This is a genomic window from Dysgonomonas termitidis (assembly GCF_054657735.1).
Window position 1 is genome coordinate 655,572 of sequence record NZ_BAAHYD010000002.1, and the last position, 23,128, is coordinate 678,699.

At 42.3% G+C, this 23,128-nt stretch carries 21 protein-coding genes; 4 read left to right on the forward strand and 17 right to left on the reverse strand.

Annotated elements, in window-relative coordinates:
- The first annotated feature begins 54 nt into the window (after nt 1–54).
- A complete protein-coding gene (locus ACYQ3L_RS06775) occupies nt 55–399 on the forward strand; it encodes an MGMT family protein (RefSeq protein ID WP_379994175.1) in 345 nt (114 codons plus the stop codon).
- Here ACYQ3L_RS06775 and ACYQ3L_RS06780 read toward each other — a convergent pair.
- The 5 genes from ACYQ3L_RS06780 to ACYQ3L_RS06800 form a co-directional block, all read right to left on the reverse strand.
- The gene (locus ACYQ3L_RS06780) at nt 396–1,625 is read right to left on the reverse strand and encodes a sugar MFS transporter (protein WP_379994176.1); all 1,230 of its coding nucleotides are present in this window, start codon (nt 1,623–1,625) and stop codon (nt 396–398) included. The two genes, ACYQ3L_RS06775 and ACYQ3L_RS06780, sit on opposite strands and share 4 nt — an antisense overlap.
- A 51-nt stretch (nt 1,626–1,676) precedes the next feature.
- A complete protein-coding gene (locus tag ACYQ3L_RS06785) occupies nt 1,677–3,140 on the reverse strand; it encodes a rhamnulokinase (protein ID WP_379994177.1) in 1,464 nt (487 codons plus the stop codon).
- 75 nt (nt 3,141–3,215) lie between these two features.
- The gene (locus ACYQ3L_RS06790) at nt 3,216–3,860 is read right to left on the reverse strand and encodes a class II aldolase/adducin family protein (RefSeq protein WP_379994178.1); all 645 of its coding nucleotides are present in this window, start codon (nt 3,858–3,860) and stop codon (nt 3,216–3,218) included.
- Between the two features lie 24 nt (nt 3,861–3,884).
- Nucleotides 3,885–4,274, reverse strand: coding sequence for an L-rhamnose mutarotase (locus tag ACYQ3L_RS06795; RefSeq protein ID WP_291109672.1), 390 nt, complete (start codon nt 4,272–4,274; stop codon nt 3,885–3,887).
- Between the two features lie 8 nt (nt 4,275–4,282).
- Nucleotides 4,283–6,073: an L-fucose isomerase gene (locus ACYQ3L_RS06800; protein ID WP_379994179.1), complete on the reverse strand. Its 1,791-nt coding sequence runs from the start codon at nt 6,071–6,073 to the stop codon at nt 4,283–4,285.
- A gap of 228 nt (nt 6,074–6,301) precedes the next feature.
- Here ACYQ3L_RS06800 and ACYQ3L_RS06805 point away from each other — a divergent pair, with 228 nt between their 5' ends.
- From ACYQ3L_RS06805 to ACYQ3L_RS06815, 3 genes are all read left to right on the forward strand, one after another.
- On the forward strand, nt 6,302–7,189 hold the full coding sequence (locus ACYQ3L_RS06805) for a helix-turn-helix domain-containing protein (RefSeq protein ID WP_379994180.1): 888 nt from the start codon (nt 6,302–6,304) through the stop codon (nt 7,187–7,189).
- A gap of 268 nt (nt 7,190–7,457) precedes the next feature.
- Nucleotides 7,458–8,405, forward strand: a complete 948-nt coding sequence (gene cysK / locus ACYQ3L_RS06810; protein ID WP_379994182.1) for a cysteine synthase A — start codon at nt 7,458–7,460, stop codon at nt 8,403–8,405.
- 247 nt (nt 8,406–8,652) lie between these two features.
- The gene (locus ACYQ3L_RS06815; RefSeq protein ID WP_379994183.1) at nt 8,653–9,948 is read left to right on the forward strand and encodes an O-acetylhomoserine aminocarboxypropyltransferase/cysteine synthase family protein; all 1,296 of its coding nucleotides are present in this window, start codon (nt 8,653–8,655) and stop codon (nt 9,946–9,948) included.
- A gap of 83 nt (nt 9,949–10,031) precedes the next feature.
- On the opposite strand, the gene ACYQ3L_RS06820 is transcribed toward ACYQ3L_RS06815, so the two are convergent.
- The 12 genes from ACYQ3L_RS06820 to ACYQ3L_RS06875 all read right to left on the reverse strand — a co-directional run bounded on the left by ACYQ3L_RS06820 (nt 10,032) and on the right by ACYQ3L_RS06875 (nt 23,123).
- On the reverse strand, nt 10,032–10,532 hold the full coding sequence (locus tag ACYQ3L_RS06820; protein ID WP_379994184.1) for an OmpH/Skp family outer membrane protein: 501 nt from the start codon (nt 10,530–10,532) through the stop codon (nt 10,032–10,034).
- A gap of 56 nt (nt 10,533–10,588) precedes the next feature.
- Nucleotides 10,589–11,104: an OmpH/Skp family outer membrane protein gene (locus ACYQ3L_RS06825; RefSeq protein ID WP_379994185.1), complete on the reverse strand. Its 516-nt coding sequence runs from the start codon at nt 11,102–11,104 to the stop codon at nt 10,589–10,591.
- A gap of 88 nt (nt 11,105–11,192) precedes the next feature.
- Nucleotides 11,193–13,865 (reverse strand): BamA/OMP85 family outer membrane protein, encoded by a 2,673-nt coding sequence (locus tag ACYQ3L_RS06830; RefSeq protein ID WP_379994187.1) that lies wholly within the window; start codon nt 13,863–13,865, stop codon nt 11,193–11,195.
- Between the two features lie 74 nt (nt 13,866–13,939).
- Nucleotides 13,940–14,689, reverse strand: a complete 750-nt coding sequence (gene uppS / locus ACYQ3L_RS06835) for an undecaprenyl pyrophosphate synthase (protein ID WP_379994188.1) — start codon at nt 14,687–14,689, stop codon at nt 13,940–13,942.
- Nucleotides 14,690–14,708: 19 nt separating this feature from the next.
- Entirely contained in the window at nt 14,709–15,419 is a 711-nt protein-coding gene (porG, locus tag ACYQ3L_RS06840) for a type IX secretion system protein PorG (RefSeq protein ID WP_379994189.1), read from the reverse strand.
- A gap of 75 nt (nt 15,420–15,494) precedes the next feature.
- Nucleotides 15,495–16,871 carry a DUF6242 domain-containing protein gene (locus tag ACYQ3L_RS06845; RefSeq protein WP_379994190.1) on the reverse strand — a complete coding sequence of 459 codons (1,377 nt, stop codon included), beginning with the start codon at nt 16,869–16,871 and terminating at the stop codon, nt 15,495–15,497.
- Nucleotides 16,872–16,948: 77 nt separating this feature from the next.
- Nucleotides 16,949–18,016, reverse strand: a complete 1,068-nt coding sequence (gene ribD / locus ACYQ3L_RS06850; RefSeq protein ID WP_379994191.1) for a bifunctional diaminohydroxyphosphoribosylaminopyrimidine deaminase/5-amino-6-(5-phosphoribosylamino)uracil reductase RibD — start codon at nt 18,014–18,016, stop codon at nt 16,949–16,951.
- A 75-nt stretch (nt 18,017–18,091) separates the two neighbouring features.
- Nucleotides 18,092–18,469 carry a RidA family protein gene (locus ACYQ3L_RS06855; RefSeq protein WP_379994192.1) on the reverse strand — a complete coding sequence of 126 codons (378 nt, stop codon included), beginning with the start codon at nt 18,467–18,469 and terminating at the stop codon, nt 18,092–18,094.
- A gap of 23 nt (nt 18,470–18,492) precedes the next feature.
- Complete coding sequence (gene rlmB, locus ACYQ3L_RS06860) at nt 18,493–19,233, reverse strand: 23S rRNA (guanosine(2251)-2'-O)-methyltransferase RlmB (RefSeq protein ID WP_379994194.1); 741 nt, start codon at nt 19,231–19,233, stop codon at nt 18,493–18,495.
- A gap of 5 nt (nt 19,234–19,238) precedes the next feature.
- On the reverse strand, nt 19,239–20,918 hold the full coding sequence (locus ACYQ3L_RS06865) for an amino acid permease (protein ID WP_379994195.1): 1,680 nt from the start codon (nt 20,916–20,918) through the stop codon (nt 19,239–19,241).
- 500 nt (nt 20,919–21,418) lie between these two features.
- Entirely contained in the window at nt 21,419–22,360 is a 942-nt protein-coding gene (locus tag ACYQ3L_RS06870; protein ID WP_379994196.1) for a GNAT family N-acetyltransferase, read from the reverse strand.
- Nucleotides 22,350–23,123, reverse strand: a complete 774-nt coding sequence (locus ACYQ3L_RS06875; protein WP_379994197.1) for a WxcM-like domain-containing protein — start codon at nt 23,121–23,123, stop codon at nt 22,350–22,352. The genes ACYQ3L_RS06870 and ACYQ3L_RS06875 overlap by 11 nt, the downstream gene beginning before the upstream one ends.
- Nucleotides 23,124–23,128: the final 5 nt, after the last annotated feature.

The following is a 23,128-nucleotide window of genomic DNA, read 5'->3' on the forward strand; positions in this document are numbered from 1 at the left end:
ACATCACCATTAATCTATCCGTTTTTAATCTTATATTTGTATAAATATCAAACCATGCCTAAACTCGATAAAGAAGATTTCACCGGAGCCGTCTATGAGATTGTCAGAATGATACCTTACGGGCGGGCAACCAGCTATGGAGCCATAGCCAAAGCCATCAGCCATCCCAATATGTCGAGGATGGTAGGGCGTGTTATGGGACAATGCGACTCCGCTAAAAGCGGTATTCCTGCCCACCGTGTAGTCAATAGCAGCGGGGTATTATCGGCCAAAGAAGCTTTCGGCAATTCGGGTGAAATGCAGAGGCTACTCGAAGCCGAAGGAATCACTGTGGTCAATGACAGGATAAAAAACTGGAAAGCCGTATTCTGGAACCCGGTGAAAGAGATAAACCTTTAATTCTTCAACTTACTTACTCCGAAAGCTAATATCACGGCAAAGCAAACCAACGGAATTACAAATCCGGCAGCCATAGAATACAAATCGGCTATACGCCCCATCAGCATGGGGATAACAGCACCTCCGGCCACAGCCATAACAATAAGGGAAGAGCCTTTTTCCGTATTTTCTTTCAATCCGCTTATACCTATCGCAAAGATCGTAGGGTACATGATAGACATAAAGAAATATGAAGCAAACAGACAGACCACCGATATCATACCCAATCCCATAACCACGACAACCATCAACAAAATATTCATTGAAGCATATATTGCCAGCAGCCTCTTGGGATTAAAGAATTTCATCATGTAACTTCCCGATATACGGCCGACCATAAACATACCCATCCCGCCGAATGCAAGTATCTGGGAAGCCTCCAGATGGGATATATCGGGGCGTACTTCAATCACATAATTGATAAAAAAACTGCCTATACCTGTCTGTCCCGCCACATAGAAGAACTGGGCCACCACAGCGAATATAAAAAGGGGATGTTTCAACAGGTCTTTGTAACGGCTTTTGGTATCCGCGGATACAGCACTTCCGGATGACTCCGTATCTCCTGCCGCTATTTGAGGCAAAGGGGTGCGTATAAACAATACGGCAATAAGCAATACAACCACGCCGATGCCTATATAAGGCGTAGCTAATGCGGAAAAAGGATCGCCTTTATCCGAGAAAATAAGTAATCCTCCCACCAGAGGACCTAATATCCAGCCCAGGCCATTAAAGGATTGAGCCAGATTGATACGCCTTGCCCCCGATCTGGCCGGCCCTAAAACCGTTGTATAAGGATTAGCCGCGGTTTCGAGGCAGGTCAGCCCACAGGCAATGACAAACAGCGCTATGAGGAAAGGAAAGAATGCCTTGATTAACGTCGCCGGATAGAAAAGAAAAGCTCCGATAGCGAAGACCAATAACCCGAAAACAATTCCTTTCTTATACCCGTATCTTTTAATTATCAGCCCGGCAGGAATACCCATCACAAAATAACCGCCATAGAGGGCAAACTGCACCAACGCCGAGCGCGCTTTGGATATTTGCAATATTTCCTGAAAATGCGCGTTTAACACATCCAATAATGCATGCGCAAATCCCCAGAGAAAAAACAAACTGGTAACAAGTATAAACGGGAACAGGTAGTTCTGGCCATCTTTTCCCCTGAACATAGAATTGTTCTTCATATTATTTTGCATGGTATGTATTGATATTAAAAAGGTTAAGTTGATTAAAATTTATTGGAACAGTTGTTTTTTTTCAGTTATTGCATCAGTCCATTTTTTTGTGTTAGCGGGATAATATATTTTTTGCTCAAAACTGTTTTTTATAATATTATGTCCTTCTTTCAAGTCCTGTATTTGTTTGCCGGCTATAGCCTGCTGAATAATATTTCCTACTGCCGTTGCTTCTGTGAGGCCTGTTATCACCTCCATATTCAATGCATCGGCTATGTATTGATTCAGTAACTCGTTGCGGCTTCCGCCTCCCACCACAAAGATATGTTTTATTTCCAAACCTGTGCATTCCTGCAACCGGGCCATTACAAAATAATATTTAACGGCAAGGGATTCCAGTACGCAGCGTACCAGTGCCCCTTTCGATACGGGAATAGCCTGACCGGTATTCCGGCAGTATTCCCGGATAGCCTCCGTCATGGAAGCGGGATGGGTGAACGCAGGATTATCACTGTTTATAATACTGCGAAAAGGTTCGGCATTATTACACTCGGAAAACAAATGGGCATACGCACATTCTTCGCCGGCCTTCTCCCATTCGTCGATCAGTCTTTGCAAAAGCCAGAGCCCTGTAATATTTCGCATAAAGAGAATCTTATCGTCTACACCTCCCTCATTTGTGAAGTCATTTTTCCGGGCTTCTTCCGTAAGGACAGGTCTGTCTGTTGTCACACCCAACAGGGACCATGTCCCCGAACTCAGGAATGCCCAATCTTTACCATTCGCCGGAATAGCGGCTATAGCGCTGGCCGTATCGTGCGAACCGACTGAAAATACGTTAATACCGTCAGCACCTGTTTCTTCCGCAATTTCATTCCTTAGCTTGCCAATAAGATTGCAGGGATATATGATATTTCCCATCAATCGGTACGGTAAATCCAGTTTATCAAAGACAGCTTTACTCCAATGTCGTGTCCGTGCGTCTAATAATTGGGACGTAGAAGCTATAGTATATTCATTACAGGCGACTCCCGTAAGGAAATAATTGATGAGATCGGGAGTAAACAGCAATTTACCGGCGATTGACAATACCGGGTCTTCTTTTTGTTTAAGACTTAAAAGCTGGAAAACGGAGTTTATTTCCATCTGCTGAATTCCCGTAATTGCATACAGCTCTTCTGCAGATACAGATCCGGAAGCTACGGCAGACATGCCTTCGGTACGGCGATCGCGATAGCAAACGGGATTGGATAGTAAATGACCCGATTTGTCTATCAGCCCGAAATCGACACCCCAGGTATCTATTGCGATGCCTTCCAACGTATAGCCTTTTTTTACGGCTAACCGGATACCCTCTTTTATGTTTGAGAAAAGTGACAGGAAATCCCAATAAAGCGTATCTCCCAATCCGGTGGGAGGATTGCTGAAACGATGGACTTCATCTAAATGAACCTTCCCGTTTTCAATGAAACCGACAATCGCCCTGCCACTTCCTGCGCCAAGGTCTAAAGCCAGATATGCCATGATAATGATCTAATTGATTAATATGCAATGTGCCAATTAATTAGCAAATAGTGCAACACTTATAACTCATAACTATTATGATCCTGCTTTTCCCAGGATATAGACCTCCAAATCACGGATTTCTTCATCGCTCAAAGTCTGATAATTGCCTTCACCTGCACGCACAATTATACCGCAGGCAAATTCAAAAAAGACCGCCTTCTGGAAGGCATCATCGAAATCTTTTCCGCAAACTGCCTGGCCATGCTTGTTCATCAATACGCAGTCATGCTCTCTCAGGGCGTTTGTCACAGCATCCGCCAATTCTTTAGAGCCGGGACGGAAATAGGGTATCACCGGAATTTCACGGCCGCAATAGCAGGGAACTTCGGCCACGACATTGAAATTCTCAGGTTTCTTCTTCATACATGAAACAATTGTGGCATATTCCGACTGGAAATGAAGAACCACGTTCATGTCTTTACGCTCCCGTAATACCCCAAGATGAAAGACACTTTCCATAGAGGGCTTCGGGCCATCTATCCTCAATCCTGTTGATATATCACATATGGCTACATTTTCTTCTGCCAGACGTGGAAGCCATGATCCTGTACCCGATACCAATGCTGTATGCTCTTCCACACGCCACGAAAGATTGCCGCTGCTGCAAAGCTGCAATCGCTCTTTTCCGACACGATGAGCCTGTTCTATAAATTTTGCAATATGTTCTTTTGTTATCATTTTAATATTTAGTTTATATAAGGATTACTTCAGGGCGTCCGTAAGGGAAAATATGCGCTCTGCAAGCTGCCATTTTTCTTCCGAACGTTGCCCTTCTCCCACTATCTGGAACTGAGATACAAATTCTTCCCATTCGGTTTGTCTTTCGTATGTAGCCAGTTTACCGAAAGAAGCATCCCAGTCGAAATCGGGAGCTGTTTCCAATAACATGAAGGCTATATCATTTATCATATAGATCTCCATATCCAGAATGCCCGCCTTACGGATGCCCAGAGGAATTTCCTTCCATATATTATGGCTGTTATGCCAATATTTATATTGTTCTAAGGTATCCGGACTCAGTTTCAGGAACTGGCAGAAGCGTTTTGTCGCCCCTGCCGGTTCTTTTTTATACCCTTCTTTCAGGTCTTTCATTATTCTTTTTATTTCTTATAAAGAGGGCCGTATGTCTGGCACGCCCGGTAATCAGCACTTTCTTTATCCATACCGAACGCGTTCCATGAAGACGGACGGTAAATGTCGTCAGAGCTTACGTTATGCATGCAAACAGGGATGCGAAGCATAGAAGCTAATGTAATCAGATCGGCTCCGATATGCCCGCAGCTGATAGATCCATGATTAGCCCCCCAGTTGTTCATCACCGAATATACATCTTTAAAATTAGAATCATCTGTCAGGCGAGGGACAAACCATGTTGTAGGCCAGCCCTTATCGGTGCGTTCATCGAGTATTTTGTGCACTGCCGGGTCCAGATCTACTGTCCAGCCTTCGGCGATTTGCAATACAGGGCCTAAACCCTTTACCAGATTCAGGCGAACCATTGTACAAGGCATGCCCCCACGTGTCAGGAATTTGGAAGAAAAGCCTCCCCCTCTGAAATATTCACGGTTGGCCGGCATCCATGTTGTCGCATCCAGACAGGCTTTTGCTTCCGCCTCTGTAATATTCCAGAATGGCTTCATCGTAGGTTTTCCATCCTTATCGTTCTGACATCCGCTGCCATCCAGAGTTGCCGCACCCGAATTAATCAGGTGAATCATTCCCGCGGAGGCCAGCCCTTCCAGTTTCTTTCCGGTTACACGCTCCACAGCTTCGGGGCTCCAGTATGTCCGTACGTCTGCAAATATCTGTGCCGTATTGGTCAGTAAATAGCCAAATAACATAGCTGTGCCGTTCAGTGCATCATTTTCGGTAGCTAATATATAAGGAGAGCGGATTCCGGTCCAGTCGAAAGATGAATTCAGAATTGCTTCGGTAAAATCGCCGTTCGCGTAAAAATCCGTCCACTGGCGTTGCCCCTGAAATCCCGCAGCAATCGCATTGTGCCCCAGAGCCTCTTCGCCGAATCCCATTTCTTTCAGCTTCGGATTACCGATCATCAGATCCCGCACTATTAATGTCATCTTCACAATAAATTCCCAGTCTTTATCCCTTCCGGCCTGATCTTTCTTCAGATCGGCCCGGTTGATATTATCTTCGCCTTCCTTGCAGTTAGCTTTTGCCCAAGCCAGCGCTTTCTGATATTCATCCTTATCGTATATACCCTCGGTCATACGGCGGATAATTTCCACTTCGTCTACCCCTTCACAGCGCATACCCAGATAATCTTCGAAGAAATCGGTATTCACGATAGAACCCGCGATACCCATGCAAACCGCACCGATAGACAAATACGATTTACCCCGCATGGTAGCTACAGCCAGACCTGCTTTTGCAAAACGAAGTAATTTTTCTTTCACATCGGCAGGGATCTCCGTTGTTCCTGCATCCTGGACGTCACGTCCATAGATGCCGAATGCGGGCAATCCTTTTTGTGCGTGTCCGGCTAATACCGCCGCAAGATATACCGCTCCGGGGCGTTCCGTTCCATTGAATCCCCAGACAGCTTTTACCGTGTGTTGTTCCATATCCATCGTTTCACTACCATAGCACCAGCATGGAGTAACAGTAATGGTAACACCGACACCTTCTTTACGGAATTTCTCGGCACAAGCGGCGCTTTCAGCGACACGGCCGATAGTTGAATCTGCGATAACGCATTCTACCGAAGAACCATCGGGATATTTCAGCGTTGAGGTCAATAAGGAGACTACGCTTTTCGCCATGTTCATTGTTTGGGTTTCGAGTGATTCACGTACACCACCCATACGGCCGTCGATAGTTGGACGGATACCAATTTTTGGCCATTGGCCCTGAAATCTTTTTGTTGTCATGATATCGATTTAGATTAAAATATTTGTTCGGTATATCTTTGTCGCTTCCTTTCAAAGAAGACTAATTCAGGTTACGAAGCGAAATTAGGGATAAAAGACAAGAATCACTTTCACTTTTTCGATGAATAGATGATACAATATCGATATATAGTATTTAAAATAATTTGCTATATATTATAAATAAGTATATTTACAATTTATTAAGATAACATAAAAGCGATACACCTTATGCATACCTCTACCGAAAACCTGGATTTTATACTCCTCAATATTGGCTACTCTGAGCTCAATGCAAACTGGAACTGGAAAAATATCTATAGCCCTTTTGCCAGAATATATTATGTGAAAGGGGGAGAAGCACGTACAAGGATTGGGGGCAAACTATATACCCTAAAACCGGATCATATCTACCTGACACCGCCTTTTACCCTGCACAATGATGAATGCGACGGCTATTTCTCGCTATATTACATCCATTTCTATGAAAAAGCAATAAATAAAGAATCGGTGTTCGACAAATATGATTTCCCGGTAGGGATAAAAGCTGAATCATTGGATTTGATGCTGACCGAGAGATTACTAAAGATTAACCCTGAACGCCATTTAAGAAATTTCGACCCTGAGTTATACGACAATTTCCCGAATTTTTCGCAGTATATCGCCGACAACAACAAGATACCCAGGCATTCTATCATCGAAACGCAAGGCATATTATACCAGCTGATGGCTAAATTTTTCGAAATGGCCAAAGTTAAATCGGATAATAAGGACAGCCGGATAATCAGCGGATTAAAATACATCCATGAAAATACAGACAAAGATATATCTATAGACCGGCTGGCAGATATAGCCTGTATAACCAAAGACCATTTTATCCGGATATTTAAAAAAGAAATGAAATGTACTCCGTTGAAATATATAAACCTGAAAAAGATAGAAAAGGCTCAACTCCTGTTGCTTACTACCAGTATCTCCATCAGGGATATTGCTCTCGAACTGGCAATAGACAATATTTCATACTTCAACCGGATATTTAAGCATCATACCGGTAAAACCCCTACCGAATATAGGAATGAATATAATAAACAGCAGGCTTTCGGAAATGTCAGAGATTAACAATTCCTTCACCTCAGGTCGTTTTCAATAACAACACCTTGGGCGGGAATCAGCGAACAGGTTAAACGCCCTGTAAGGATTACAGAACAAATAGATTATACGAACCTATGAAATTTGGGCCATGTACTGTTATTACTCACCCGGAATCTATTTAATCTGAAATATACCATATTTATGGTATGAAAATACCTTACTTTAGCGATTTCAGAAATGCAGAATACCATTTAACTTTGTATCATTGAAAATCAGATATTAAAATTATAATCTTATGGGAAAAATTGCTAAAAAATTAACAGACCTTATTGGTAACACTCCATTATTGGAGCTTTCGAACTATAATAAAAAGCACGGGCTTGGAGCCCCTGTAATTGGAAAACTGGAATATTTTAATCCGGCATCCAGCGTAAAAGACCGTATTGCCAACGCGATGGTAGAAGATGCGGAGGCATCGGGTATTCTAAAGCCTGACAGTGAACTGATAGAACCTACCAGCGGTAATACCGGGATAGGGCTTGCATTTGTGGCAGCGGCCAAGGGCTATAAGCTGACACTTACAATGCCGGAAACGATGAGTATCGAACGTCGCAATTTGCTGAAAGCATTAGGCGCAAATATCGTTCTGACTCCGGGCCCCGAAGGCATGAAAGGAGCTATCGCAAAAGCTGAGGAACTGCAAAAAGAAAATCCGAAAGCTGTAATCCTGCAACAATTTGCTAATCCTGCTAATCCTGCTGTACACAAACGGACCACAGCCGAAGAGATCTGGCGTGACACAGATGGAAAAGTGGATATTTTTGTATCCGGAGTAGGTACAGGCGGAACAATAAGCGGAGTAGGAGAAGCATTGAAGAAATACAATCCGAATGTAAAGATTGTGGCTGTTGAACCTACCGACTCACCGGTATTGTCGGGGGGTAAGCCCGGACCACATAAAATACAAGGTATCGGAGCAGGTTTTATCCCTAAAACATACGATGCATCCGTAGTGGATGAAATAATTCAGGTAAGCAATGACGATGCAATACGCACAAGTCGTGAACTGGCCAGGGAAGAAGGCCTGCTGGTGGGAATATCTTCAGGAGCTGCGGCTTATGCAGCATCCTTATTGGCTAAGAAACCCGAAAATAAAGGTAAGAACATAGTTGTTATCTTACCTGATACAGGCGAGCGCTACTTATCCACAGTGCTTTATGCCTTCGAGGAGTATCCCCTTTAATCATGTATATAGTTAAATTGTTCGGTTATTAAATCTAGTTGAGTAATTGGCATTATCTGCCGGTTACTCATACTTATAATGATTATTATCGGATAAATATTTATCTATATACCTGCGAGTTATTAGCGTATCGTTTTTAACAGAGAGGAGAAACCTCCTGATTGGCTTCGCCGAACGTTGTTTTTCCATTATTAACTATTTCCTGTGTTACTTTTTAAATAGTATATATCATATAAAAATTATAGAGATGAGTAAGTATAAATTTGAAACCCTTCAGGTACATGCCGGACAGGAGAAAGAGCCGGTAACGCGTTCACGCGCAGTTCCTATCTATCAAACAAGTTCATATACATTTGACGATGCGCAGTACGGAGCCGATTTGTTCGGCCTGCGCAAGTTCGGGAATATCTATACCCGTCTGATGAACCCGACAACAGATGTTTTCGAAAAGCGTATCGCTGCCCTTGAAGGCGGGGCATCAGCTCTGGCCACTTCTTCCGGTCAGTCCGCACAATTCATCGCATTAAATAATATATTGTCGGCCGGGGATAATTTTGTTACTACATCTCATCTTTACGGTGGTACATATAATCAGTTCAAATCGCAGTTCAAGCGTTTGGGTGTAGAAGCGCGTTTTACACCGGATGACGAACCTGCTTCTTTCGAGAAATTGGTGGACAGTAAGACAAAAGCGATCTATCTGGAAACAATCGGTAATCCCGACTTGAATATACCCGATTTTGAAGCTATTGCCGCTGTGGCTAATAAACACGATATTCCGTTGATCGTAGATAATACCTTCGGCGCCGGAGGTTACCTTTTCCGTCCTTTGGAGCACGGAGCGACTATCGTTGTAGAGAGTGCGACCAAATGGATCGGGGGACACGGAACTTCTCTGGGAGGCGTTATTGTAGATAGTGGAAAATTTAACTGGGGTAATGGCAAGTTCCCAGAATTTACAGCACCTTCCGAAAGCTATCATGGTTTGGTGTTTTGGGATGTCTTTGGGGCAAATGGTCCGTTCGGTAATATTGCCTTTACTATCCGCGCCCGTGTAGAGGGACTTCGTGACTGGGGCAATACAATCAGTCCATTCAACTCGTTCCTCTTGCTGCAAGGCTTGGAAACATTATCTTTGCGTGTTGAGCGTCATGTAGAGAATACCCTGGCTATTGCACAATGGCTCGAACAACATCCGAAAGTAGAATATGTGAATTATCCGGGACTTGAAAGCAGCCCTTATCATACTCTGGCTAAGAAGTATTTCAAGAACGGATTTGGCGGTGTTCTATCCTTCAAGGTAAAGGGCCCGGGTGAAAATGCTGATAAAGTAATAAACGCTTTGGAGCTGATAAGCCATTTAGCGAATGTAGGGGATGCCAAATCTTTGATAATTCATCCTGCAACGACTACCCATGAGCAGTTATCAGAGGAAGAGAAACTAGCTACGGGAGCCATACCGGGCTTACTCCGCATTTCGGTCGGCATTGAGAACGTCAATGATATAAAGGCCGATTTGGAACAAGCTTTGGCTAAGATATAGACATAGTCAGCCAGCTTAAAATAAGAATAGGCTAATCCTTATCGGGTTAGCCTATTCTTATTTATGTTTATGTATGTGACTTATTAGTCTGTAATTCCTAACTTAGTCTTTACCATTTTACTCGCATCTGTTGCATGTGAGCCTATGTGTAATAAAGTGGCAGCATCTAAGATATATGAATAGTTGTTCTCATCACCAACATCTTTGATAGCTTGTCTCATTTTCTGCTGGATCGGCGTAATTAATGTTTGTTGTTCTTTCTCAAATTCGGCCTGGCTAGTTTGGATAAAGTTTTGATATCTGTCTCTTAGTCCATCCAATTGAGTTTGCCTGTCAAGAAGAACGCTTTCAGTTAAATTTGTAGTGTCTTTTTGGAACTCTTCTACTTTCTTTGTGTATTCGGCTTCTATAGCTGCTGCATTCTTTTTAATAGTTTCGCTTTTTGCTGCAAGTTTAGTTTCAACGTCTTTCAGTTCAGGCATCTTGGAGAAGATCTCATTTGCATTGATATATGCAATTTTATCTTGCGCGAACATCGACATTGGTGCTATTACTATAAGCAATAGGATTAGCTTTTTAAACATAGTTATAAGTTCTTTTAAGTGGTTAATTCTATATTATTGAGGACAAATATAAATAATTATTTTGAATATCCGAGTTTTGCAAGAACTTCATTACTGATGTCTATCCTTGGAGATGCAAAAATAACACTCTCCGCTGAAGCCCTGTCAAGTACGAGTTGGTACCCCTTAGCTTCCGATATTTCTTTTATAGCATTATATATGTCATCCTGAATGGGTTTTACCAGCGCTTGTCTCTTCTTAAAGAGTTCACCTTCGGGACCGAAGTATTTCTTGTTCAGTTCCTGCAGGGTCTTTTCGGTCTCTACTATTTCATTTTCCCTCGTGGTTTTTTGCTCTGCAGATAAGAATACAAGATCGGCCTGGTATTTCTTGTACATGTTCTTTACATCAAGCTGTATCTTTTCTACTTCGCCTTGCCACTTTTTAGACATTACGTCAAGCTGTTCCTGTGCAGTTTCATAGCTACTGATATTTTTCAATATGTATTCCATATCTATCAGAGCAAACTTCTGAGCATAGCTTCCAGCGGCTATTCCTATAAATAAAGTCAGTAATAATAATATTCTTTTCATAACTGTCGATTTTTGATGATATATATTAGACACACAGTTTATGCATTTGTTTATTCCGGGTTCTATAAATAATGTTAATACGATTCAATTAAAATTCCTGTCCGATAATGAAGTGGAATTGACTACCACTCTTTTCTCCGGTACTGCTAACCGAATCAAATCCATATGCCCAGTCTATACCCATGAGTCCAATCATTGGTAGCATAATACGTGCACCTACACCTGCAGAACGCTTAAGATCGAACGGATTGAATTTCTTCAGGTCATTCCATGCATTACCGGCTTCAACAAATGTAAGCAGGTAGATCGTTGATGATGGTTCCAGGATAAGCGGGTATCTCAGCTCCAGGGCTAAACGGGAATAAGCGCTTGCCTGTGTGCCCAATGAGCCGTTTTCATAACCACGCAGCCCGATCGTTTCTGTCGCATATGTACTTGAATATCCGGACATACCGTCACCTCCCATATAGAATGTTTCGAATGGCGATTTTTTATTCTTGTTGAAATATCCGACAAATCCATACTCTGTACGGGTCATCAACACCGGAGTCTTTTTAGTATCATATAAAGACGTGAAAGTCTTCGCTTTGAATTTCCATTTATGATATTCTATCCATTTGAATTTATCTCCCGGCTCATAACCGTATTCATCTGTTTTCATGCTGGCATAATCTTTCCCGTCAAAAGAAGAGAAAGGAGGCGTAATCTGCAAACTAAGAGATATATCCGTACCACGGCGGGTATATACCGGATTATCGATAGAACGCCTGTTCAGTGAAAGATTCAGGCTTAGGTTGTTGCAAACCCCATCCTTTACGATAAAGTATGCCCAGTCTTTCATCCTGTATAACTGGTAAGATAATTCAGCTTGTACAAAGAAGTAGTCATCCGGCCAGCTTAGGCGTTTCCCATATCCTACCGAAGCTCCGATCATCTGAATAGATTTATTCGGGTCGGCTGCAAAACTATAATCGCTATAACCACTTCCATAACCGCTTCCATAGCCGTAACCATAGCCGTAACCATAGCCATAGCCGTAATTGTTATTGATATACCGGCTATTGATATCGGTTTGTCTTGAATAATATGCTCCCACCGACAGAGAGTTCGGACGCTTACCTCCGAACCATGGGTCCATAAATGATACAGAGTATGATTGGTAAAACTTCGCATTCGTCTGAGCACTCAGAGTAAGAGTCTGACCTTCTCCCTGAGGAATAATCCCTTTATAAGATTTAGGGTTCAGCATATTCTTTAATGAGAAGTTGGAAAATTTCAAACTCAACTTACCGATGATACCGGTTTGTCCCCATCCGGCAGAAAATTCTACCTGGTCATTGGCTTTAGATACTAATGGTAAACTGATGTCAACTGTTCCTGACTCAGGGTCGGGAACGATACCCGGATTTAAGTTTTCCGGATCAAAATGTCCTGTCTGAGCGATCTCACGCAGTGAACGCACAATGTCGTCGCGGCTATAGAGCGCACCCGGCTTAACCCGTAATTCGCGGCGTACAACATCTTCATATACACGGTCATTACCGGCTATGGTCACTTTCCGGATCGAAGCTTTCGGGCCTTCTGAGATGCGTATTTCCAAATCAATAGAGTCATTTGCTATATTTACTTCTACCGGATCGGCATTAGAGAATATATATCCATGATTCTGGTAGAAGTAGTTCATTACAGATTCCTCATTAGCAGATAACTGCTCGGTCAGTTTCTTCTGATTATATACATCTCCCGGTTTCATATTCAGCACTTGCTGCAACTGCCAGGTAGGATACACAGCATTTCCAACCCATTTAATGTCTTTGAGAAAGTATTGTTTTCCTTCATCCACCTTGATCACTATGTCTACCTTATCCGGCTTCCGGGCATCGGCATACACTGTGTCCCATGTGATTACGGCATCCCTGTAACCCAGCTCATTGTATTTCTCTATCAGGTGTTCTTTATCTTCTTCATAGCTCTCCGATACGAATTTGGTAGAGCGGAGGAAGTTTGCTATCCAGGCCTGAAAATTACTCTTATGGCGAGTTTTTTTCATCGCTTTCTCCAATGTTCTGGCCTTAACCTCAATATTACCTTCTATCGTAATTTTGTTGACCTTTGTCTTATTCTTCTTAACTACATCAATATTAAGGATAACGTGATTTTCCTTAGATAAGTCGGGCTTGTCGCTCAAAGTGATTTCAGCTTTGGTAAACCCTTTTTCGTCAAAATATTTCTTTATGATAGTTTTGGCCCGGTCCATTTGGTTCGGTGTGATTTGCAGGTTCTTCACCATGCCTATCTTCGCCTCGATATCCTGGCGTTCACTTTTTTTCATCCCGGTATATACAATATCCGATATACGGGGGCGTTCTTTCAGATTTATTTCTAACCATATTTTATTACCTTCAATTTTGGTTGCCAGAATTTTCACATCAGAGAACAAGCCTTGTCTCCAGAAGCGTTTTACCGCATTAGTTATTTCTGGTCCGGGAATTTCAATCTTGTCCCCTACTTGCAGTTGGGCAAACCCAAACAGAGTGAAGTCTTCGTACATCGGGTTCACGATCCCGGAAAGCTTCATGTCTGCTATTTCGTATTTCTTACTGGTGCTGTATGAAATAACAGGCAGGCTGTCCACATTTACCTGAAGGGCTTTATTCACATTTTTAATTTCTGCGCTGTCTGTAATTCCCTGAGCTTTTATGGCTGCTGAAATTGAGCAGAAGAAGATAATGAATAGAAAAAATAAACTTTTTTTGAACATATTTTGTTTCGTAGTTACTTTCTAATATTTAAACCTGTTTTTATTATCTATAGTATAGAGTTGACATAAAAAGTTCAGGATTTTCCTGAAATTTGCTCACTGGTCTTTCCAAAACGCCGTTCACGGTTCTGAAAATCAACAATTGCTTTATACAAGGACTCTTCATTAAAATCAGGCCATAATTCATCCGAGAAAAAGAGTTCCGAATAAGCTATCTGCCAAAGAAGGAAATTGCTTATACGTAATTCCCCTCCGGTCCTGACCAATATATCAGGATCAGGGATACCTTTTGTTTCCAGATAAGATGCGATCAGTTCCTCTGTTATTTCCTCCGATTCTATTTTTCCGGACTTAATGTCAACGGCTATGTTTTTCATCGCCCTGGTCAATTCCCATTTTGAAGAATAGCTCAGAGCTAAAATTACAGTTGTACCGGTACATACGGACGTAGTTTCGAGACAGTAATCCAATGCTTTTCTCGTATCTTCGGGCAACCGTTCAATGTCTCCTATAACTTTTACACGAACGTTGTTCTTCACCAGTTCGGGTGTTTCATTCGCTACAGCCTGTACCATCAGGCTCATCAGGGCTTTCACTTCCTCCTCCGGACGTTTCCAGTTTTCTGTAGAGAATGTATAAAGCGTAAGATAACGGACCTCTGCTCTTGATGCACCTTCAATAGCTCTGCGTACGGCGGAAATACCCTCTTTGTGACCGAACGTACGGTCCAGATCCTGCCGTTTGGCCCATCGCCCGTTGCCATCCATTATGACAGCAATATGCTTAGGTACCCGCGTTTTATCTATTTGGTCAAGATATGACATCTGTATTTTAGTTTAATAATTAATCAATATTCAGGCAAGGACATATCCTTGTTCCAAAATCCCAGGTTAGACTTATCATAGTAAGAGAATACCAGTCGTTGTTCTTAAAAGCACCTCCGTTTATTTTGTAAGGCGCATCGAGACTCAGACCATCCCCATCCTTTGTAACGTCGAACGAATCACTAAATAGCTTCCTGAAAGAGAATTCAAATCCAAGATTCAGTCTGTCCTTTAATTTATATTTTACTCCAATCCCGATTGGAATATTAGCGTCAAAAAATGTCTTGCTACCCGAACCCAACGTAAACCCTATTCCCGTAAATACATACGGAGATATGCGTTTAGCACCTAAGTAACCGAACTTATCACTGTAATTAAAGAAGTTGAATTCTATCTGACTACCCAATTCATAAAACATCCGGCTAAAAGAGATTTCCTGCCCGAACGGATATTTATTTCCCGAATCGCGGGTGTCACCCGAAACTTTCCCAATTACAAAATTACTCTTCACAGACCACCTCAGATCTTTGTTGTATCTGAAGACGACTCCTGCCGACAATCCCGGGTTTTGATACAATTTGCTCTTATTGACATCTCCCATATAAAAGGACGTACCGGCCATCCCTCCTATCTCATACTTATAATCATCTTGCGCTTTAAGTTCGATGAATGAGAAGGGAGAATAGATGATAATCAATAGTAAAGTAAATAATATCTTCCTTTTACCCATTTATTAATCTGTATTCTGTTCTTATTTATCTAACGCAGAAAGCAGGACTAAAAGTATATCACTCAAATCTCAGATCTAGAGTTTTGTTCTAAGTTTATTAATTCTGCCTATCCAAACCTTTTGTATAGGACTTATTCCCGAATCTGGAACTCCGCCGAATACCCAGATATAATTTTTTTCATCTACAATAACCGATTGCCCTGATGCTTTCGGCATTCTTGGGTCTGGTTTTTCCTTATTAGGAGCTGTAATCCATTTGTATCCGTAGCTCTGTGTCTTGTAGAAGCTATTTCCTGTCAGGGCATACATATACCCATTGTAAAGGAAGGTTGTAACCCCATCCTTTTTAGGAATTACCGGATTAGACTGATTAAACGCAACCTGAAGACTATTATCACCGGTTATCTTTATAGACCATGTCTTCACATAACCCAAACCACTGATATTTTTTGTAACAGTCAATACACAATTATTCAGATTGCTTCTGTCGTTATGAGTCACTGACGAATATCCTGTTGCAGGGAAATCACCGTCTATTTTGGTTTTAGTGTCCAAAGTTTTCAGGTCGGTAGTCGTTGCTAACGAGTCACGAGTAATAACAAGAAGTAAATCAGTAGCGGCATTTAAAGTAGGCACTACTCCAACAATGCTTGTCACATTGTTGCTTATTCCGTCTTTACTCCATGAAGTACCCTCTATACCTGCTGTATAACCTTGTTTATTTTTATCAACAGCATAGAATTTATTGTTGAAGAATGTTATGCTTTCCAGAGCAGATGCATCAAGCTCGCCGGATACAGCCTGATTATCTCCGTAAGACAGAGCTGCCTCTATGTTATCAGGCTTATTCGCTTTAGATAAATATATTTTATTATCTGTGCGGGCGATGAATGTATAGAATGTCCCGTTAACCAGCAAGGTTTTTTGTTTATCGAAGGAGGCGGGATAACCTGTTGGCACATTTTCTTTCCAGATCAATGTATCCGGGTCTTCCTTATGTACCAGTATCTTTATGGTGTATTCCCTTGGGTCTTTGCCATTAAGAGGAGTTATCCTGAATTTGGGATACAGATAAGTAGAGAAATCCACCGAGTCGGTAGAGTTCCAGTCCACGACAGAATCTTTAGGGTATATCAACTCTACCTTTCCGATGCTTCCTGCAGTATACGAGAGGGTGACTGCGCATTTCCTCAATGTAGTCTGATAAGGCAACGAGTCGGGATTGTATATCAGCCTGTTAAACTGGTCTATAGAGAACCTGGTTGTTGACAGCGACGGATAATTTACCGTATCTATAGCAGTATAGGGTAATGCCGCTATTTTGAAGCTCGAAATCTGAGAGTCTCCCGATAATTCGGAAGTGTCGTATTCGGATGTACTGTCATTGCATGAACTTAGTGCAAAAACAGATAAAAAGATGAATGATAATTTAGTAATTTGCTTCAATCTCATTAGTTTAAACAGATTTATTCAGTATCAATGTGCAAAAATAGAAAGAATTTCGGCTTACGCCTCAATAAATCTAATATTTATATAATTTTATAAGTATCCGCAGTGCTTAAATGCACATATTCAGATGTTCCCCAATAGCCTTTATTCAAGACATATCCTCTAATATCAGGGGCCTTTACCCCTTTGCCGAAACAGACCTTCGAGGTCTCAATATACGCCTCATCCCACATATCTGCATCTATCAGGCTTTGCAACAGTTCACGTCCGCCTTCGACCAGTACCGAATCTATTTTACGGCTTCTCAATGTGGAAAATATATTATGGAGAAGGCTTTCATTAAAGTCCGTCCGGATATAAATAACGTTGCCGGATTCTTTTTCGTATAAATCCTTCTCTGTAAATATGATTGTTTTTACTTTTCCATCAAATAAGTGGTAATCCGAAGGAATCCTACCCTGCCTGTCTATTACGATCCGCACGGGATTCTCTCCATACCAGTAACGTGTGGTCAGAGATGGATTGTCGTTTACCGCTGTATTTGTCCCTATCATAATACCTGCTGTCTCTGCCCTTTTCTTATGCACGAGCATGCGTGAAAATTCGTTTGAAATAGGAGTAGGTTGCGGCTTCTCCCCGTCACATCGTTCTTTATCTATAAAACCGTCCTGAGTCTGTGCCCATTTCAGGTATATATAAGGCCGGTTCCGGATCTGTGCAGTAAAAAACGCTCTGTTAAGAGCCTGAGCCTCTTTCTCCAACACTCCCACAACGACCTCTATGCCTGCGTCTTGCAGCATCTTTATTCCCCGACCAGATACGGCAGGATAAGGATCGGGGCATGCCACCACCACCTCCGGTATTTTATTGTCTATTATAAGCTGGGCGCAAGGAGGGGTTTTTCCGTGATGAGAGCATGGCTCAAGGGAGACATAAATTGTAGAATCTTTTAGCAAAGCCTTATCTTTAACGCTGTTTACCGCATTTACCTCAGCATGAGCCTTGCCATACTGACGATGGTAACCTTCGCCAATAATTTTGCCCTGATGGACTATAACCGCGCCTACCATCGGATTGGGGCTTGTAAAGCCTCTCCCGTTCTGAGCCAATTGCAGGCAGCGGTACATGTATTTCTCTTCAATAGTCATTTTCCTGAGTTTCTACAAAATGAGAAACGCAATAATCAAAAGTATATTTTATTTCAACTATCTTTTATTCCACGATCAACGCGCAGCAATTACTTCTATCTCTACCAAAGCACCTTTCGGCAGATCCTTTACAGCAAAAGCCGAACGGGCAGGAAATGCGCCGGTAAACTGTGCGTTATATACCTCGTTCATCCCGGCGAAATTTGCTATATCATTCAGCAAAACGGTTGTTTTCACTATATTATCTTTTGTCAGCCCTGCTTGGGCTAGTATAGCTTTGATATTCTCGAAGGACTGTGCTGTCTGTTCTTTAATGTCTTCGGATGGAAAATCCCCGGTAGCAGGGTCGATCGGTAATTGTCCCGAAATAAATATCAAACCATTCACTTCTATCGCCTGGCTGTACGGGCCTATTGCCGCGGGAGCCTTATCTGTGGCTATTACTTTCTTCATCGCTTTATATTTTAAGATTATGTTTATTTCAATCCTTTCTGACGGATAACTTCATAAATAAGCACTCCCGCGGCTACCGATACATTCAGCGAACCGATAGTGCCGAATTGAGGAATTTTCACCAGATTATCAGCTATACGCAGGTTTTCGCTGGCTACGCCGACATCTTCAGCGCCCATCACAAATGCTATGGGACCGGTATAATCTACATCAGTATATACGTCTGCTCCTCTTTCACTCGCAGCTATTACTTTGATTCCGCTGTTTCTCAGGAATTGAATTGCTGAAGTAAGATTCGGCTCTTTGCAAACCGGTATTTTAAGCAAGGCTCCTGCCGATGTTTTCACCGCATCCGCATTTACGGTTACGCTCCCCTTTGCCGGAATAACAATTGCATTAACACCCGCCACTTCGCAGGTACGGGCAATGGCTCCGAAGTTGCGGACATCGGTGATACCGTCCAGTACGAGGATAAAGGGATCTTTCCCATTTTCGTAAAGGAAAGGAACGATATCTTCAATCTTTTCGTAAGTGATCGCCGAAAGGAATGCGATAACACCCTGATGGTTTTTGCGTGTAAATCTGTCCAACCGTTCGTTCGGCACACGTTGCACGGCGATTTCATGCGATTTCAGGAGAGCGAGCAGTTCTTTCGACAAGTCTCCTTGTAATTCACGCCTGATTATTACCTTATCTATTTCTTTTCCGGCTTCGATCGCTTCTATAACAGCACGTATGCCGAAAATCATTTCCTTTTCCTTCATTCTTCTTATTCTTTTATATGTGTTGCCACTGTTTTAGCAGCAGCCAGTTTACTCTTGTGATATCCGTACCCCAGATATATGACTAACCCTATTACCAGCCAGATGATGAACATGACCCAGTTGGACCAGCCAAGCTCTGTCATCAGGTATAAGTTGGTAAGAATACCCATTACAGGCAATAGCGAAAACTTATACTTGAATGCCGCCGCCGACAATCCCAGCCATACAGCCCAGAAAACAATCAACAGCGGTTTCTCGCCTATGACTGTCCGGAAATCGGTCTTACTGACGAACAAATATACTGCAACTATGAGTAATATGAAAATGATATACTGTCCATTTATATAAGGCACCTTGAATTTCGCCTTTTTACTGTCTCCTTTATGATCGAGGAACAACACTCCCGCGCATACAAGGATGAAGGCAAAGAATGTGCCCACACTGGTAAGGTCTACAACAAACTGCATATCCAGAAACAACGACGGCACACAGACGACTATTCCCGTGATAATGGTAGAGAAAGCGGGAGTCTTATATCTCGGATGAATCTTTCCAAATTTAGGCCAAAGGAGTCCGTCGCGGCTCATATTCATCCATATGCGCGGCTGCCCTATCTGAAAAACAAGGATGGCACTCGTGATCGCAATAATTGCAGTAGCGGAAATAACACCTGCGACAAAGTCCATATTCACCACCTGAAATACGTACGCAAGAGGATCATCCACACCTAACTCTTTATAGTTGACCATTCCGGTCAGGACCAGTGCTATCGTTACATAAAGCACGGTACAGATACCAAGACAGTAGAGCATGGCGCGGGGCATATCCCGTTGCGGATTTTTACTCTCTTCGGCTGTGGTAGATATAGAATCGAATCCGATAAAGGCGAAGAATACAGCAGCGACTCCTCCCAGCACTCCTTGCAACCCGTTAGGTGCAAATGGCGACCAGTTCTCAGGCTTTACGAAGAAAACCCCTACCCCGATAACCAATAATATGATACCGATTTTGAGGTACACCAGCAGGTTATTCACAAACCTGGATTCCTTAATGCCGATGAAAACAAGGAATGTGAGGGCTGTAACAACCAATCCGGCAGGCAGGTTTATCAGTATTTTCGTACCGAAAAGCTCGGGTGCATTCTGGTATGTCTGCGCTGCTTTGATGGTGTGATACGGTAAATCTGTAACGCCTTGTGATACTATGTTATACGCTTTGTAAGCTGTCGAATATCCGATGCCAAGCCAGTCGGGCCATATAATGCCAAAACCTTCGAGCAGGGTAGTGAAATATTCCGACCAGGAAATGGCGATCACCATATTCGATACGGCATATTCCAGTATCAACGCCCACCCGATCACCCACGCGAATATCTCACCCAGTGATACATATGTATATGTATAGGCGCTGCCACTGACCGAGATCATGGATGCAAATTGTGCATAACACAAGGCTGTAAACACACAGGCGATAGCCACAAATACAAAGAGAAGCGATACTGCCGGCCCTCCGTGAAATGCCGCCCGCCCGATAGTGCTGAAAATACCCGCGCCAACAATGGCGGCAATACCGAAAAGAGTGAGGTCTCTCACGCCTAATACTCTTTTCATTCCTGACCCGATAGAGTCTCCATCTCCGGATATACTATCGATACTCTTCTTTCTAAAAAAGGAATTTAAACTCATTCTATTTATGTGATAACTCTAAAGAGGGTTTTCGATTCATTCTAAAAGTTGACAAACTTGACACTTTTTACATAATTTCTTATTGTTACTTTTTCTTCTGAAAACTCCGTGTTACTCTTTTTTGTGTGTTTAAAAATCTCTCCCAAAACGCAAAGACACAAAAAGGTAACACATGTTTCAACTTTTAGCTGATAGCTATTAGCCATTAGCTTAGGCTATCGCATAAGTGGCTTTACAGTTAGTAGTCATCAGTTAACAACTTGTATCTCGTGTCTTGTTTACTTGCAACTCGTAACTGCCCGAAGGGCGCAGAAATAACATTCGCCGAAGCGAAGGCGAGGCAAACTTGTAACTGTTAAAAGGTAACAAAGGTTACATTTTTTTCTCTATTTTCTATCTGTCGACTTATACCCTCTCTGGTAGCCTCCCCTTGGGGAGGTTGGAGGGGCCAATCAATACTTCAAAGAGCTACAAGCTAATAGCTGGTAGCTAACAGCTCACTATATAGATAAATCAATTGTATAAATATTATATACAGTCCCCCGTGCTCCGAATCCCTCTTTTTGATGTATCAGGTTTTCGTTCAGGTGCCAGCCGCCGTTTTCTGTCGATATGCCATAATCGAAATATGTTTTGTGAGCGAATGCCGTATTTATTATATGGTCGATAACCAAATCTATAGCTCCGAGTTTTTTACCTTCTTCAGTTGCCGCTACATACTGAGCGTGCACCACTCTTTCAGTTTCGAAGACAAGACAACCGCCTATTATACTACTATCTGTATTCTCCACAGCAAACAGATGTATATTACGCGGAAATTTATTTTTCAGGTAATTTATTTCAGCTAAAGAATGAACAGGCTCTGTTTCGTATTTATCTTTCAGATTCCGGGAAAGTATTTGCCAGAAACCGGAATAGTCTGTGGCTTTTTTTACGGCCAAATTGTTCTTCAGGGCTTTTTTTACACCCCGTTTACGCAAGTCCGAATATTTTGTTCTGTCCGGAAGTAATAGGGTAGAAGATATATTACACGATGTGAGTATCGCCTTATATCTGAACAACGCATATAAATCCTCTTCGGCAGGACGAATATGATAAATATGCGGAACAGCCTTATACACAATCTTCCTGATTCCCTGATGCCGGAATGTCGTTGTAAGATATTCGAATATGGAAAGTACATCCGCAGCAGTAGTCTTATCGCCCATAATAAGGCCCCCGTATGTAAGCCCTTTGTGCGAATAAAATATCCTATCTTCCATATGTCCGGGCATCAATGCCACCAGTACATCGTTCAGATAAAACATCAGGGAATAATCCCTGAAACGGCCGGCATGATACTCAATAAAGTCACGATAGAAAAGAAATGTACTATTTTTGGAGTCACGTACAAATTTGTCCCACGCGTCCTTATATTCTGAACTATAAAGCTTAATTTTCATGCTGCCGGTATTTTTTAAATTCCGAATAGGTATGTATATAATTTTCCGCGTCATATACATCAGAGGCCAAAACAAGACAAACAGTTCCGGACGAATACTCTGTTTCCGTTGCCCATATACCGGGCGGTATATACAGGCCGTAGTCTGGCCGGTCGAGCACTACGTTTTTTTTAGTTGTCCCATCGTCCAGTTCTACCCGAAAACTTCCGTTTGTGGCAACCAGTACTTCGTGGCAATACTTATGGGCATGCATACCCCTTGTCTGCCCCGGCGGGATATCGTATATATAAAATATGCGTTTTATATCGAATGCGATATTTTCAGCACGATTCTGTATCAGTGGAAATTTAATGAGGACACAATCTTCTACAGAGAACGTCTTTAACTGATTTCTATCTGTTTCACCACATACGGATAATCCGGCAGGAGAAGATGCTGACGAAATAACAAGATATGTAGAACCGGCGGAAAAGCCTTCAAGCCTATAACTCATTATGGCAGGAATACAAAGAGCTTGAGCCGGATCATTCAATGTGTGACTTCGCCCGTCTTTTCCATTGTCAAGTAAAAGGGTAAAACTTCCCGATAAGGCGACTATCACTTCATCCTGGGCTTTGTGTATATCGCTGTCATTGTACTGACTACCATATTTCCAGCAGACAGACGCGATAGGAAAAGGAATATGATTTCCGGCTTCTATGAAAGAGAGGACTCCCTTCCGGTCTCTGATTCTCGGTAATTCTATAAATTGTTCTCTTTTCATAGCAG